General features: G+C 72.2%; 11 protein-coding genes. 3 read left to right on the forward strand and 8 right to left on the reverse strand.

Going from position 1 to position 15,170, the window contains the following annotated elements:
• The first annotated feature begins 31 nt into the window (after window positions 1–31).
• Both ABZ479_RS26015 and ABZ479_RS26020 read left to right on the forward strand, forming a co-directional pair.
• Window positions 32–1,600: a glycoside hydrolase family 26 protein gene (locus tag ABZ479_RS26015; protein ID WP_500463793.1), complete on the forward strand. Its 1,569-nt coding sequence runs from the start codon at window positions 32–34 to the stop codon at window positions 1,598–1,600.
• Window positions 1,601–1,800: 200 nt separating this feature from the next.
• Window positions 1,801–2,643 (forward strand): aminoglycoside phosphotransferase family protein, encoded by an 843-nt coding sequence (locus tag ABZ479_RS26020; protein WP_500463794.1) that lies wholly within the window; start codon window positions 1,801–1,803, stop codon window positions 2,641–2,643.
• 20 nt (window positions 2,644–2,663) lie between these two features.
• Here ABZ479_RS26020 and ABZ479_RS26025 read toward each other — a convergent pair whose 3' ends face one another.
• The 8 genes from ABZ479_RS26025 to ABZ479_RS26060 all read right to left on the reverse strand — a co-directional run bounded on the left by ABZ479_RS26025 (window position 2,664) and on the right by ABZ479_RS26060 (window position 14,047).
• The gene (locus tag ABZ479_RS26025; protein WP_500463795.1) at window positions 2,664–3,065 is read right to left on the reverse strand and encodes a YciI family protein; all 402 of its coding nucleotides are present in this window, start codon (window positions 3,063–3,065) and stop codon (window positions 2,664–2,666) included.
• A gap of 50 nt (window positions 3,066–3,115) precedes the next feature.
• Window positions 3,116–6,118, reverse strand: a complete 3,003-nt coding sequence (locus ABZ479_RS26030; RefSeq protein WP_500463796.1) for a glycoside hydrolase family 2 TIM barrel-domain containing protein — start codon at window positions 6,116–6,118, stop codon at window positions 3,116–3,118.
• A 68-nt stretch (window positions 6,119–6,186) separates the two neighbouring features.
• Entirely contained in the window at window positions 6,187–8,916 is a 2,730-nt protein-coding gene (locus ABZ479_RS26035) for a glycoside hydrolase family 38 N-terminal domain-containing protein (RefSeq protein WP_500463797.1), read from the reverse strand.
• 75 nt (window positions 8,917–8,991) lie between these two features.
• Window positions 8,992–9,798 (reverse strand): carbohydrate ABC transporter permease, encoded by an 807-nt coding sequence (locus ABZ479_RS26040; protein WP_499601318.1) that lies wholly within the window; start codon window positions 9,796–9,798, stop codon window positions 8,992–8,994.
• Window positions 9,799–9,848: 50 nt separating this feature from the next.
• Entirely contained in the window at window positions 9,849–10,799 is a 951-nt protein-coding gene (locus ABZ479_RS26045; protein ID WP_500463798.1) for a carbohydrate ABC transporter permease, read from the reverse strand.
• Between the two features lie 7 nt (window positions 10,800–10,806).
• A complete protein-coding gene (locus tag ABZ479_RS26050) occupies window positions 10,807–12,144 on the reverse strand; it encodes an ABC transporter substrate-binding protein (protein ID WP_500463799.1) in 1,338 nt (445 codons plus the stop codon).
• A 272-nt stretch (window positions 12,145–12,416) separates the two neighbouring features.
• Window positions 12,417–13,421 (reverse strand): LacI family DNA-binding transcriptional regulator, encoded by a 1,005-nt coding sequence (locus ABZ479_RS26055; RefSeq protein WP_500463800.1) that lies wholly within the window; start codon window positions 13,419–13,421, stop codon window positions 12,417–12,419.
• A 149-nt stretch (window positions 13,422–13,570) separates the two neighbouring features.
• The gene (locus ABZ479_RS26060) at window positions 13,571–14,047 is read right to left on the reverse strand and encodes a MarR family winged helix-turn-helix transcriptional regulator (protein ID WP_500463801.1); all 477 of its coding nucleotides are present in this window, start codon (window positions 14,045–14,047) and stop codon (window positions 13,571–13,573) included.
• 135 nt (window positions 14,048–14,182) lie between these two features.
• Between ABZ479_RS26060 and ABZ479_RS26065 the strand changes: the two genes are divergently transcribed.
• Complete coding sequence (locus ABZ479_RS26065; protein ID WP_500463802.1) at window positions 14,183–14,974, forward strand: sigma factor-like helix-turn-helix DNA-binding protein; 792 nt, start codon at window positions 14,183–14,185, stop codon at window positions 14,972–14,974.
• Window positions 14,975–15,170 lie beyond the last annotated feature (196 nt).

Below are 15,170 nucleotides of genomic sequence, written 5' to 3' on the forward strand. Positions count from 1 at the left end.
CACACATCCACCCGGCACCGAGGAGAGTTGTATGCACGCGCTGCGAAGACGAGCCGGGGCCCTGCTCGCCGGCCTCGCCGCGGTCGCCGTCCTGACCGCGCCCGGACTGGCCTCGGGCACGGCGCAGGCCGCCGTCGCCGCCCGCAACCTGCCGCCCGACGGCAAGGTCCTGTCGCTGATGGGCCAGGACAGCGACACCCTCGCCGACTACAAGCGCGACGTGCTCGACCGGACGTCGCTGGACGCCCCGGCCCCCGGCGGGGTCACCCTCTACACCAACCTGGTGCTCGGCGGCAGCCCGGCGCCCCTGGCCGGCATGAACGGGCCCGTCAACTGGGGCTCCGGAACGGTGGACTTCGCCGCCACCCTGGCCCAGTACCCCCGGTCCGCCCTCGCCGTCGGCCTCTACCTGTCGGACGCCACGAGCGGCTGCGGCAACCAGCCGCTGCGCGCGATCATCGGCACCGGCGACAGTGACGTCACCTCCGGCAACCCCAGCCTGACCAGCCAGTACCGGGCCAAGGTCGACGAGATGGTCAACCGGCTCAAGGGCTACGACCGGCAGGTCTTCCTGCGCGTCGGCTACGAGTTCGACGGCCCCTGGAACTGCTACAACGCCGACTTCTACAAGCGGGCCTTCGTCTACATCAAGGGCCGCATCGACGCCCTGGGCGCCACCAAGGTGGCCACCGTCTGGCAGACCGCTGCCTGGCCCCTCAACACCAGCCCCGACCACCCCGAGTGGAACTACGTCGTCACCGACCCCGCCCACTACGACGCCTGGTACCCCGGGGACCAGTACGTCGACTGGGTCGGCGTCTCCGCCTTCTACGGCACCGGCTCGGTGGGCACGCAGTGGGGCTGCAGCAGCTACGACACCTCGCCCACCGGCCTGCAGAACCGCGTCCTGGACTTCGCCCGCGGACACGGCAAACCGGTGATGATCGCCGAGTCCTCACCGCAGGGCTACGACAACGGCGCGCACACCAAGAGCTGCATCATGCGGAAGAACCCCGTGGCCACGGGCGCGGACACCATCTGGAACGAGTGGTACCGGCCGTGGTTCGCCTGGATCACCGCCAACCGCGACGTCATCCGGGCCGCCGCCTACATCAACACCGACTGGGACGCCCAGACCCAGTGGCAGTGCGCCGACGGAGCCGCGGCCGGCGGTCCCGGCTGCTCCAACGGCTACTGGGGCGACGCCCGCATCCAGGCCGACACGACGATCCGCGACCGCTTCCTCGCCGAACTGCGCGGCGCGCAGTGGGTCGGCGGCACGGGCACCTCGGGACCGCCCCCCACGGACCCCACCGACCCGCCCGCGCAGGACGGCTTCGCCCAGGGCGTCACCCAGGGCGTGAACCCCGTCGTCTGGTTCAGGCCCGCCGGGTTCACGGCGACCTTCGTCACCGTCCACTACCGCGTGAACGGCGGCGCGCAGGCGAACTACTTCCTCACCTGGAACGCCTCGGCCGGCCGCTGGGAGCAGCCCGTCGCGCTGCGCTCCGGCGACACCCTCACCTACACCTTCGACTACCTCCCCGCCGGCCGGACCGCGCAGACCACGAGCGCGGCGTTCACCTACACCGCTCCCTGACCACCGCCCCGGCGGAAGGCCGCTCTCCGCCGCCTTCCGCCGGGGCAGCCCAGGGCCGGTCAAAAGACGTTGCCGAGGCTCACCGGGGTGGAGAAGGATCTCCTTCCGGGATGCGTGAGAGGCCGAGGCCCGCCCTTCCGCTGACCGCTCGACCGCCCCCGGGCGTACAGGTGGGGTGCCCGGCAACGAGGGAGGACGTCATGGAGCCGTCGCAACTCCGCCGCGCGGTCGAGGCGGCACGGTCGACCGCTTCGGAGCTGGGCCTGGAGGTCGACGACGTGGTCGTCGTCCACGACTCGGACCGCGTCGCGCTGCACCTCGTCCCGTGCGGTGTACTGGCCAGGGTCGCGCCCGCGGGGCAGCTGGCCGATTCCGAGTTCGAAGTGGCGGTCGCCCGCCTCCTCGCCGACGTCGACGCCCCCGTGGCCGAGCTCGACCCCAGGGTCGACCCCCGCGTCCATCTGCGGGATGCCTTCGCCGCCTCGCTCTGGACGTACTACGAACCCGTGGGGTCGCGGATCGCGCCGGCCGACTACGCGGACGCGCTCCTGCGGCACCATGCCGCCCTGCGCCGGATCGACCTGGACGCACCGCACGTCACCGACCGGGTCGCCGTGGCACTGGGAGAGGTCGGCGACCGGGAGCGGTCCCCCGAGCTGTCCGACGCCGACCGGGAATTCCTCCGCGGCACACTGACCGCTCTGAGCACGGCGGTCGGCACCGGCAGGGCCGGCGAGCAGCTGCTCCACGGCGAGCCGCATCCGGGCAATCTCCTCAACACGAGGAGGGGTCCGCTTTTCGTCGACCTCGCCACGTGCTGCCGCGGTCCCGTCGAGTTCGATCTCGCCCATGCGCCCGAGGAAGTGGCAGAGCACTACGCGGGGGCCGACCACGAGCTGATCCACCGGTGCCGGGCCCTGAACTGGGCGATGTTCTCGGCCTGGCGCTGGCGCCGGGACGACCGGATGCCCGACCGGGACCACTGGAGAGCGGAGGGGCTCCGCAGGGTTCGTGCCGCGCTCGACCGCTGCGGACCGGGCTGAACCCGGCACGTGGGGTCCCCTCACTCCTGCCGCGCCGGGGTATCGTCCGGTCGGCCCCCCTCCATCCCGAACGCGTCGTGGACGGGCCGCACCTCGACCGCCACGACGTGGAAGTCGACGACGCGCCCGGCGATCTCCAGCGCGCGCTCCGGGCTCGCGCAGTCGACCACGTAGTAGGCGGTCACCTGCTCGGTCGCCGTGGAGAGCGGCCCGGGCGTCGTCGCCGGGCGCGCTCCGTCCCCGTGCCCGCGGATCGTCATGGTGTCCCTGGGGAGGGCGAGTCCGGCGCCGTTCAGCATCTCGCCGGTGCCCGCGAGGTCCTCGTGGAGCCGGTCGTGCCTGCGGAACACCTCGGCGCGCTCCTCGGCCGTCATCGCCTCGGTCGCCGCGGGGTCGGCGTACATCAGCACCATGTACTTCATGCCACCACCCTGGCAGAGGGCCGCTCACCGCGGCCCCCTGCCGGGGCATGTCACCCCGCCGTGATCCGGAGCCCGATCGTGCGGGCCTGCGGGCGCAGCGCGAACTCCGGCGACACGTCCGGCCCGCAGGCCCGGGAGCCGAGGCCGTGCTGGGCCGCGTCGACGAAGAGGTGACTGGTCGCCGACCGGGGGAGTTCGAACGGGTGCGCCGCACGGGCGATCTGCTGCGGCGTGTGACGGCTGAGCGTGAATCCGGGGAGCCGGCCCCGCACGTCCGGGACGGCCACGAGGCGCAGCACTCCGGCGCCGCCGCTGGTCAGCGCCAGCTCCCGCCACTGGGAGCGGTGCCCCGTCTCCTGCGGGCGCGCGTAGTCGACGGAGAGTTCGCCGACGCCCGCGGAGAACCGGCCGGTGCGCGCCGCGCGCAGGCTGTCCGGGTAGGACTCGTGCGGTCCGAGGCCGAACCACTCGGCGCCGTCGACCGGGGCGCCGGCGTCGGGCAGGTCGAAACGGAGCCCGATCCGCGGCCACACCGTTCCCCAGCCGCGCGACGGCTCGATCTCCACCCGCAGTTCGAGTTCCTCCCCCCGCAGGGACCAGACGGTCTCCACGGTCACCGACGACGCGGAGTCCGCCGCGGAGACCCTGGCGACGGTCCGCAGTGCGTCCGCAGCGGTCTCCACCGACACCAGACGCGAGGTCAGCCGGTCCAGGCCGTCGCCCCGCCACAGCTCGGCGTTGGAGACCCCGGGGACGTGGGCGTCGCTCTCCTCGGCCACCCCTGAGGTGCCCTCGTCGTTGTCGGTCGGGGCACGGAACAGCTCCAGCCGCGGGCCCGTCACGGCGCGGCCGGCGAGCCGCACCAGGGCTCCGCCGGCGAACTCGGCGATGCCGAGGGTCAGTGTCCCGTCGCTCCGCCGCCAGTCGGCGGGGAGCCGGACGGCGGGCGCGGCGCGCCGCGCCGAACGGTCCAGCTGGGCGGTCGCCACCACGTGGCCCTCGTCCGCCCACGCCGTGCCGGCCGCCAGGACGGCGTCCAGGGTGAGCCAGGTCTCCGCGTCCGGCGACACCGCGATCGGCGGCAGCGGCACGCGAGCCGAGCCGCCGGCCGCGATGACGGGCACCTCCAGGTCCCCGGAGGCCACGGGCCTGCCGTCGTGCTCGACGCGCCAGCGGAAGCGCAGGTCGGAGGTGTCCGCCGAGTGCCGCAGACTGGTGACCTCGACCGTCCCGTCGCCACCGTCGCCGCCGTCACCGTCGTGGAAGGTGAAGCGGATCGGCTGCACGACGGTCTTGAACTCGTGGAGGCCGGGGGTCGGCACGCCGTCGCTGAGTACCATCCCGTCCATCACGAAGTTGCCGTCGTGCACGACCTCCCCGAAGTCGCCGCCGTAGGCGTAGTAGGGCGTGCCGTCCGGGGCCGCCGCCAGGATGCCGTGGTCGCGCCACTCCCACACGAAGCCGCCGTGCAGACGCGGGTACCGGTGCACCAGGTCCTCGTACTGGTCGAGGGCGCCGGGTCCGTTGCCCATCGCGTGGGCGTACTCGCACAGCAGGAAGGGCTTGGTGCGCTGCCGTGCCCCCTGCGCGGGGGTGCACCCCTGCAGGGGAGCGCGCGAGCCGTCGGTCCCGATCTGCTCGGTCTCCGCCACCGAGGCGTACATGCGGGAGTAGACGTCCGTGTACTCGCCGGTGTGGTCGCCCTCGTAGTGCACCGGACGTCCCGCGTCGCGGGCGTGGACCCAGGCCGACATCGCGGCGAGGTTGGCGCCGGTGCCCGCCTCGTTGCCGAGCGACCACAGCACGACGCTGGGGTGGTTCTTGTCCCGCTCGACGGTGCGCTCGACGCGGTCCAGGTACGCCTCGCGCCACGCCGGGTCGTCGCTGGGGTTGCCGGCCCAACTGCCGTCCTTGTCGAAGCCGTGCGTCTCCAGGTCGCACTCGAGCACGACCCAGAACCCGAGTTCGTCGGCGAGGTCGAGCAGCCGCGGGTGCGGCGGGTAGTGGCTGGTGCGGATCGCGTTGACGTTGAACCGCTTCATCAGGGCCAGGTCCTCGCGCGCGTGCGCCTCGTCGAAGACACGGCCGCGCTCGGGGTGGGTCTCGTGGCGGTTCATCCCGTGGAAGACGACGCGGCGGCCGTTGACCAGGAACCGGTCGCCGCGGATCTCGACGGTGCGGAAGCCCGTCCGCACGGTGACGGTCTCCGCGGCCGAGGCCACCGTGACCTCGTACAGCCGCGGGACCTCGGCCGACCAGGGCTGCACGCCGTCCACCTCGAACGGGGCCACCTCGGCGGGGGAGTCCCAGACCCGCTCGACGCCGAGTTCGGGGATGCGGAGGGTGACCGGGAACGCTGCCGCGTCCGCGGTGACCTCCGGGTCGATCCGTCCGCGTCCCGCCTCGAAGCCGGTGCGCAGCCAGACGTCCTCGATGCCGCCGGCCGGCCGCGCGATCAGGGTGACGTCGCGGAAGATGCCCGGCAGCCACCACTGGTCCTGGTCCTCGAGGTAGCTCGCCGCCGACCACTGGTGCACCCGTACGGCGACCACGTTGTCGCCGGCGCGCACGGACGAGGTCACGTCGAACTCGTGGGCGAGCCTGCTGCCGGAGGCGCCGCCGACCTCGTCGCCGTTCACCCAGACCCTGAAGAGCGACTCGACCCCGTCGAACCGCAGCACGACCCGCTCGGCCTCCGTCCATTCGGCGGGCAGCTCGAAGTGGCGGCGGTAGTCGCCGGTCGGGTTCTCGTCCGGCACGTGGGGCGGTTCGAGGGGGAAGGGGTACCGGATGTTGGTGTAGATCGGCCGGCCGTGGGCCCCGTCCCCCTGGAGCACCCAGTGGGATGGCACCGCGATGTCGTCCCACCCGCCGTCGTCGAATCCTTCGGCCGCGAAGTCCTCTGGCGCCGTCGCGGTGGGCGACAGCCGGAACCGCCACTGCCCGTCGAGCGAGCGGGAGGGGGCGTCGGAGTGCAGCCACGAGCGCGCCGGGCGCAGCGCGCCACGCCCTGGGGTGGTGTCCGAAACATACGGGGAGAGCTGGGAGGGCAAGAGGTCACAACTCTTTCTTGGTAGCGGTGGGGGGATCCGGGGTGCGGTGGCGGTCGGTTTCGCGACCGCTACCCGAGCACGACCGTCCGGATCTCCCACGGGCCGAGGGCGAGTTCGAGGCCGCCCTCCGCGGGTTCGGTGGTCAGCGGCCGGCCGAGCAGGTCGACCGTGGTCACCCGGGTGAAGTCACCGGTGACGCGGGCCGTGGCGCCCGTGTCGCCCATCGCCACCAGCCGCACCTCGGTGCCGGGAGCGGTGTCGTCGCCGGTGACGCGGCGGACGCTCGAGACGAACACGTCCGTGCCGTCCACCCGCACCCCGGACGCGTCGGGCGGCAGGTCGCCCCCGGCGGGCGCGGTGCCCCGGGCGACCAGCACGTCGTTGCGGAACTCCTCGGCGAGGGCGACCGCGTCCGCGGCCTGCCAGCCGCCCGCCGAGGGCAGGACGGCGAACCGGTTCTCCACGCGGACCCCCAGGTCCTGCGCGCCCGGCGTGGGGATCTCGCTCGCCGCCGGCTCGTCGCGCAGCGGATGGATGTTGACGCTGATCGAGCCGATCGCGCGCAGCAGGGTCACGGCCAGTTCGGCGCCCCCGTCGGTGAGTTCGTACTCGGTGGCATGGTCGAGCAGCACGGTGGCCGCGCCGGCCGAGACGAAGGTGCTCGCCGGGAAGGTCGGGATCGGGTACTCGCCCCAGCCGCCCTCGGCGGTGAGCCCGCGCTCGGTGACGGCGAACTGCCCGGCCGACGCCGAGACGTCCACGGGCCGGGGGAGCGGGACGTGGAAGCGCAGCCGGTGGTCGGCGGCCTGGTTCAGGAAGGACGTCGTGACGCGCACGAAGGGCTCGCCCGCGCGCACCTCCACCAGGGTCTCCACGGGCGTCGCGACGGTCCGGCCGGCGCGCACGTCGCGGTCGGGGGAGAGGGCGGCCGGCCACGCGTACACCCGGGTGATGCGCACCCGCGACCGCAGCGGGCCGTTCTCGGCGAGCTCGACGGTGACCTCCGCCGGCTCCGAGACCAGCAGATCCCGCGCCGGGGGGCCGTAGTTGTAGCTGTCGCCGCGGTCACCGCCGTCGACCAGACGGCCGACCCCGCGCAGCACGGTGCCGTCCGCGCCGGTCACCTCCAGGGTGCCGTCGGCGGCGATGACGACCTCGACCAGCCCGTTCGACAGCGTCCCGGCGGTCGCCGTCGCCGGCGCGAACGCCGTGCCCGGCGCGGCCGCCCGGTCGGCGGGTGCCACCGTGAAGCTCGCGAGCCCGGAGGCGGGGACGGCGACCGGCACCAGCGCGGTCGCCCGTGCCTCCTCCAGCGTCAGGACCCGCCACTCTCCCGGGTGCGCGGCCGCCGCGTCGGCGACCTCGCGGCGCAGGATCAGCAGGTCGAACGGTCCGCTGGTGGGCACCTCGGCCAGGTGGAAGACGAGGGAACCCGCGGTGAGTTCGTAGTGGTCGATCTGCCGGCCGAACAGCTCGCGGCGGTGGATGCGGCGCAGCACGCGTTCGAGCTGCGAGGCGTCCATGCGCTCGTCGCTGAGCACGGTCGGCGCCTGCGCGACCAGCTGGACGGGGTGCTCCGAGCCGTCGGCCGCGGTCGCGACCAGCACGGTGCCCTCGGGCGGGGCCATGACGTCGACCTCGACCAGCGCCGTGCGCGGGGTGGCGAGCGGGTTGGCGACCAGGTGGCCGTCGCTCGGGACGCGGGCCGCCGGCCCGGCCAGGGCCGCGTCCCGGACGGCGCGCGCGGCGTGCGCGGCCTCGGCGAGCCGCGCCTCGACCTGGTCGGCGGTCTCGTCCGTACCGGAGCCGACGACCGAGTCGTGGGCGCTCGACTCGATGATCTTGTGCCAGGCGAGCGCGAGGAACGGAGAGTCGTCCCGCGTGGACCACAGCGCGTTCATCCGCTCGGCGTGGTCGACGATGCGCTCGGCCACCGCCATCCGGCGCTTGAGCCCGCGCCGCACGGAGAGCACGCCCGGCAGGATGTTGCCGCGCACATGGCTGCGCAGCTCGCCGGTGACGACCGCCGTGACCTCGTCCCGTGCGTGCTCGCGGATGTACTCGCCGAGCGTGGCGATGGTGATGGCGCCCCCCTCACCGGAGGCCTGCCGCAGCCACTCCGCCAGCCGCGGGTCCGGCGCGTTGTGGTCGGTGCCCGCCATCGCGAGCACCGGGTCGCCGCCCCACCGCCCGGCCGTCATCTGCGCGTACTCGCCGAGCGCGCGGCCGATCTGGTCGGGCACCAGCAGGACGTCCAGGCCGTTGTCGTAGCCGTCGAAGAGGAACTCGGTGCGCACCTCGGAGCCGTCGGGGGCACGCCAGCGGAAGGCGTGGCCGTCGACTGAGCCCGGCACGCCGCGCCACAGCGCCGCGTGCTCGATGCCGGCGCGGGCCAGGATCTGCGGCATCTGGGCGACGTGGCCGAACATGTCCGGCAGGTAGCCGACGGTCATGGAGCCGCCCAGCTCCGCCGCGGCCGCCCACCCCATCTGCAGGTTGCGGACGATGGTCTCGCCCGAGCAGAGGAACTCGTCGAGCAGGATCAGCCAGGGGCCGATCGCCAGCCGGCCCTCGGCGACCAGCGCGGTGACGCGCTCGCGGTTCTCCGGCCGCATCTCCAGGTAGTCCTCGACCGCGGCCATCTGCCCGTCGACGGTGAAGCGGAAGTCCGGGTTCGTCTCGGCGGTCTCCAGCACGGTGTCGAGGGCGGTGACGAGCCGGTGCCGGAACACCTGGAAGGGCTCGTACCATTCGCGGTCCCAGTGGAAGTGGGGCACGAAGACGGCGGAACGGCGCATGGGAACGGGACCTTCTGTGCTGTGGGGCGGCGGGGAAGGGGACACGGGAGGACGCGTGGACAGGGGTGGGCGCGGCTAGCGCAGCGAGCCGGCGGCGAGTCCGGTGCGCCAGAACCGCTGGAGCAGGATGAACACGACGATCACCGGCACGATCGAGACCAGCGAACCGGTGATCACCGACTCCTGCAGCAGCGGGGCGCGGGCGGTCTGGCCGTTCCACTGGTAGAGACCGAGCGTGATCGGGAAGAGCGACTCCTTCTGCAGCATCACCATCGGCAGGAAGAAGTTGTTCCAGATGGCGACGAACTGGAACAGGAAGATGGTCACCAGGGAGGGCGTCATCAGCTTGAACGCCACCGAGAAGAACGTCCGGAACTCCCCGGCCCCGTCCAGCCGCGCCGACTCCAGGATCTCCTGGGGGACGGCGGACGCGGCGAAGATCCGCGCCAGGTAGACGCCGAACGGACTGACGATGCTGGGCAGGAACACCGCGAGGTAGGTGTTGACCAGCCCCGTCGCCGAGAACAGCAGGAACAGCGGCAGCGCGAGCGCGGTGGTGGGCACGAGGATCCCGCCGAGGATGACGGAGAACAGGAACTCACGGCCCCGGAAGCGGAACTTGGCGAGCGCGTAGCCGCACAGCGCCGAGATCAGCGTGCCCACGGCCGCGCCGACCACCGCGTACAGCACGCTGTTGAGCGCCCAGCGCCCGAAGATGCCGTCGCTGCGGGTGAAGAGGGTGTCGAGGTTGCCGAACAGGTCGAAGTGCGAGAACGCCAGGCCGTTGGTGGAGGCCAGGTCGCCCTGCGGCTTGGTCGCCGCGACGACCAGGAAGTACACCGGCAGCAGGAAGTAGACCGCCAGCAGGAACATCAGGCCCATGGCCGCCGTGCGGCTGATCCGGCTCTCGCGGACGGGGGTTCGGTCGTCGCTCACAGTCCCGCCTTCCTTGAGGTCAGTCGCATGAACCCGAAGCTCAGGACGAAGGTGATGACGGCGATGACCACGGAGATCGCGGCCGCCTGCTGGTAGTTGTTCCCGGAGGCCACCGTGTACGCGAGCATGTTCGGGGTGTAGGTGCTGGAGATGTTCGAGGAGATCTGCCGCAGCACCGCCGGCTCGGCGTACAACTGCAGGGTGCCGATGATGGAGAACACCGTCGTGAGGACGACCGACGGGGCGATGATCGGCACCTTGATGCGCCACGCGATGGCCCAGTTGCTCGCACCGTCGAGCTTGGCCGCCTCGTAGAGCTCCTGCGGTATCGACTGCAGCGCCGAGAACATGATCAGCATGTTGTAGCCGGTCCACAGCCAGGTCGACACGTTCGCCGTCGACCACAGCACGGCACCCGGGCCGAGGAAGTCGGGCTGCAGACCGACGCCCTTGAGCACGTCGACGACCGGGCTGATCTGCGGCGAGTAGAGGTACGACCACATGATCGCGGCGATGACGCCGGGCACGGCGTACGGCATGAACGCCGCGATGCGGAAGAACGACTTGAGCTTGAGCAGCGGGGTGTCGAGCAGCAGCGCCATGGCCAGGGCGAGGAAGAGCATCACCGGCACCTGCACGACGCCGAACAGGCCGATGCGCCCGATGCTGCCCCAGAACTCGGTGTTCCGGAAGACCTGCGCGTACTGCTCCAGGCCGCCGAAGGTCGTGTACGACGTGCCGTACTGGCCGCCGGTGCGGCGCACCACGAGCAGGCTCTGCCAGAGCGCGTAGCCGATCGGCACCAGGTAGAAGAGGATGAACGGCAGGAAGAACGGGGTCACGAACGCGGCGATGGTGCCCGCCCGGGGGCCGCCGCCGTTGTGCCGGCGGCGGCGGCCCTCGGTGGTCGCCACCCCACGCGTCGCGCGGGTTGCGAGGTCGGTCATGCGACGGTCACTTGCCCGCCGTGGCCGGGATCGCCTGGTCCTTCATGGACTTCAGCGCGGAGTCCTGAGCGGCCGTCAGGGCGTCGGAGACCGTGCCGCCACCGGCGGCCGCCTTGGCCATCGCGTCCTGGAGCGCCAGGTTCACCGTCTTCTGGGTCGGACCCCAGGTGAAGCCGGTGTCGATGTTCTTGGACGAGTCGGCGAAGACGTCGAAGATCTTCTGGTTGTCGTAGTACGGCACGCCCTGGGACAGCGCGGGCAGCGACAGACCGGCGGTGGCCGCCGGGTAGAGGCCGCCCAGCTTGTTCTCCAGCGCCAGGGCCTCCGGGTCGGTGTTCAGCCAGGTGTTGAACTTGACCGCCTCGTAGGGGTGCTTGCCGCCCTTCATGAACGCGACGGTGGAGCCGCCCCAGTCACCGGACGCGGCGTTCGTGCCCCAGGTCGGCATCGGCACGATCGACCACTTGCCGGCCTGCTTGGGCAGGTTGTCGCGGAACATGCTGTAGCCCCAGGCGGCGCCGACGTAGGTGGCGATCTGGTCCTTCTGGTACGCCGTGTACATCTGGGTGGAGCCGTGCGCGAGGTCGGTGCGCACCAGCTTGGCGTCGATCAGCTTCTGCCAGTACTCGGCGACCTGCTTGCTCTGCTCGGACTCGACGGTGACGTGCCACTTGTCGCCGGAGTAGGAGTACATCTCGGCGCTGTTCTGCCAGAGGAGCCCGTTGAACCACTCGGCGTTGTTCGGGTCGAAGAACGTCATGCTGAGGTTCGGGTCCGCCTGGTGCAGCTTCTGCGCCTCGGTCGCGTACTCGTCCCAGGTCTTGGGGATCTCCAGGCCGTGCTTCTTGAAGATGTCGCTGCGCACGTACAGGGCCATCGGGCCGGTGTCCTGCGGGATGGCGAACACCCCGGTGCCGCCGAAGCTGGCCTGCGACCAGGTCCAGGGCACGAACGCCGACTTGGCGTCGGTGGCCGCCTTGCAGGCCGAGGCGTCCGCGAAGGCGTCCTGGCTGCGCAGGTTGGGCAGTTCGTCGTAGCCGACCTGGGCGAGGTCCGGCGCCTTGCCCGCCTTGAGGGCGTTGCTGATGGTGCCGTACTGGTCGTTGGAGATGTTCTTCGTCTCGACCTGGATGTTCGGGTTCTTCTTGTTCCACAGCGCGACGACTTCGTCCATGCCGGGAACGGTGTTCCAGTACTGGAGGGTGACTTTGCCCTTCGCGGGAGCGCAGGACTCGGCCGATGCGCTCTTACCCGAAGGGGCCGGCGATGAGCATCCGGCGAGTACGGCGATGCTGGCTGCCGCGGCGACGGCGGCGAGGCGGATGCGCGTGACTGTGCTGCTCATGGTTTCCGTTCCGGAGGACGACTAGCGAGTCGCTAGGCGGGTCGACGTTGACACCTCAGGCGGGACGTGCTCGTGAGAAGGGACGGGACGACGGCTCCCGGGGCGTGCGCCGAAGGCCATCGCAAGCTGGGGCAAAACTGTTCGTACCGGTCCCGTGAGCGTTCACGTGAACGCTCACGTGAACGCTCACGGGGCCATTGAGAATTGTTCGGAAGTGTGCGCTCCGGTGCCTTCAAGTGTCAAGACTTTCTGGCGCACACGGGTCCGGGAGGTTAAGCGGAACCACTCAGTCGCAGTTCGGCGCGCACGACGAGGTCGTCGGCGGCGAGCGGTTCCGTCCCGGTCAGCAGGCGTGCGACCTGGTCGATGGCGAGCGCGCCGAGGCGGCGCGTGTCGAGCGCGACGCTGGAGAGCGGGGGTTCGACGAGCGTACCGAGCTGCAGGCCGTCGAAGCCGACCACGGCGAGTTCCTCGGGGACGCTCCTGCCGAGCCGCCGTGCCTCGCGCAGGGCACCGATCGCGATGATGTCGTTGAAGGTGAAGACCGCGGTGACCTCGGGGTGCGCGCCGAGCAGCTTCCTGAGCGCCGTCCCGCCGCCGTCCGCCGACTGCGCCGCCCCGACCACCCGGTCCGCGGCGATGCCCTGGGCCGCCGCGGCCGCCGCGAACCACTCGCGCCGGATGCTCGGCTCGGCGCGCCCGTCGTGGTCGAGCATGCCGATGTGCCGGTGGCCGGCGGCGGTCAGGTGCGCGACCGCGGCCCGCACACCCTGCTCGCCGTCGATGCGGATCGAGCTGAACCGTGCCGTGTGGTGCTCGCGGCCGATGAGCACGACGGGCAGCCCCCGGGTGAACCGTTCGAGGTCGAGTTCGGAGCAGCTGAAGTAGCCGACGACCGCGTCCACCTGCGAGGCGATCACCTGCAGGGTGCCGAACTCCTCCTCGGCCCGGTCCGCGGTGTCGTAGACGACGACGTGCCAGCCGCGCGCCCGGGCCGCCTCCAGCGCGGCCGCGGCGACCTCGGTGAAGAACGGGTTCAGCAGGTCGGGGATGACCAGGCCGATGGTCGTGGTGTCCTGCCGGACCAGGCCGCGGGCGAAGCGGCTCGGACGGTAGCCGAGCTCACGGGCGGCGTCGAGGACCCGCTGCTTGGTCGCGCCGTCGATCTCGTCCTTGTCGTTGAGCGCCCGCGACACGGTCTGCCGGGAGACCCCGGCGGACCGGGCGACGTCATGGATCGTGACCCTCCGGGATTCCGTCCCTGACGACGACACCATCGCGTACCTCCCGATCGTCGCGGGTGCCGGCGCGCCCGCAGGGCCTGAGTATGCACGTCCGGGACGCGGCGGCGCGAGATCAGGTCCCGGCTCGGAAGCGGCGGCTCCGGCCTCTCCACCCGGGCCCTGACCTCGGGAAAGGCCGAGGGTCAGAGGGCGACCCCGCGCAGCGCCGCGCTGAGCGCCCGCAGGTCCAGGCCCGTGAGGTGGTCCAGGAAGTGGCGGCGCATGGAGGCGAGGTGGGCCGGCCAGGCCTCCTCGAGCCGGGTCAGCCCGGAGGCGGTGAGGACGGCGTTCCAGCCCCGGCCGTCCCGGGGGCACTTGACGCGCCGGACGAACCCCTGGTCCTCCAGCCGGCGCACCACCCCGGTCATCCCGCTGAGCGACATCTCGCAGGCGGTGGCGAGCTCGCTCATCCGCAGTTGCCGGTCCGGAGCCTCCGAGAGGTGCATCAGTGCCTGGTACTCGACGAGGGGCAACCGCCGTTCGCGTGCCAAGTCGGCGTCCAGCGCGCGGGGCAGTGCGTAGATGATGCGGCTGAGGGACCGGACCACTTCTTCTTCGTCCGGATCGAGTGGGTCTGCAGGCTCCGGTGCGGGTTCCGGGCGGTGGGGGGCATCCGACATGCCGCTCACTTTACTTGCCGCGCGAAGGATATATATTTGCTACGCGAAGCAATTAGGCCTCACCGGTCGCCCGGCACGACATCCCTGCCCGCGCCCGCCGACCGGCCCCGCACGCCATCCCGGAAAGAGACGCACATGCCTCAGTCGCTGACGAACGCCCAGTCCACCGCGGGAATCCGGTACGCCGGGACCGGCCCGGGCGCCGGGCGGCACCGGGGCCGGCGCGCCGACGGCGAGCCGAACCAGCAGGGGAGCGGTGCCGCCTCCGGGGGCGGCCGCCACCGCAGGGCCGTCCGCACCGTGCAGCCCGGGCCGGACGCCGACGTACCCGTACGGCGGACCGTCGGCGGCGAGGGGGGTGCCCTCGGGCGTGAGGCCGGCTTCGAGCGCGACGTGCTCTCCCTCCTGGACCCGGTGTACCGGGCCGCGTCGGGCGTCACCGGCGACCCGGCCGAGGCGGAGGCCCTCGTCCTGGAGGTCTTCACGCGGGCCTACGCCGCGTTCCCGCGGCTCCTCGACGGCGTCGACCACCGGGCCTGGCTCTTCGACCTGCTGGCCGCTGCCTTCGTCGGCCCCCACCCCGAGGTGTGCGTGCTGCCGCCGGAGGCCACCGGGGCCGCCGCCCTGGAAGGGGTGCGGGCGTCGTCCCTGGACGAGTTCGTGCTGCTCCCGGAGCCGGACGTCCGGGCCGCGCTCCTCACGCTGCCCAAGGAGCAGCGGTTCGCCGTGTACCTCGCGGCGGTTGAGAGCTTCGCATACCAGAAAATAGCGGACATCATGGATGTTCCGCCCTCCATCGCGGCGTACTGGCTGCACGACGCGCGACTGCGGTTGTGGGCGGCCGAAGGACCGCGCGTGCCGGTGTCCGGGCGGGAGGAGCACGTGCCCGGGGGCCTCGTCGGCGCCGGGCAGGCCCGGCCCGCGTGACGTGACGTCGTCCGGGCCGGCCGCGCCCCGGGCCCGGCGGGCCGGCGCGTCACCCGCGCAAGGTGTGATCTTCGTCGCCTCGTCACATCCCCGGGGCCCGCGCGGTCATGCCCGCGGGGTGGGATACCTCCGTCACCTGCGGAAACGCCGCCCCCCGCAGTCGGGAATCCTTTGGGGTCCCACGCGGTTGACGCGA

Source organism: Streptomyces sp. NPDC005722 (genome assembly GCF_040630935.1).
In the GTDB taxonomy this organism is placed as follows: domain Bacteria; phylum Actinomycetota; class Actinomycetes; order Streptomycetales; family Streptomycetaceae; genus Actinacidiphila.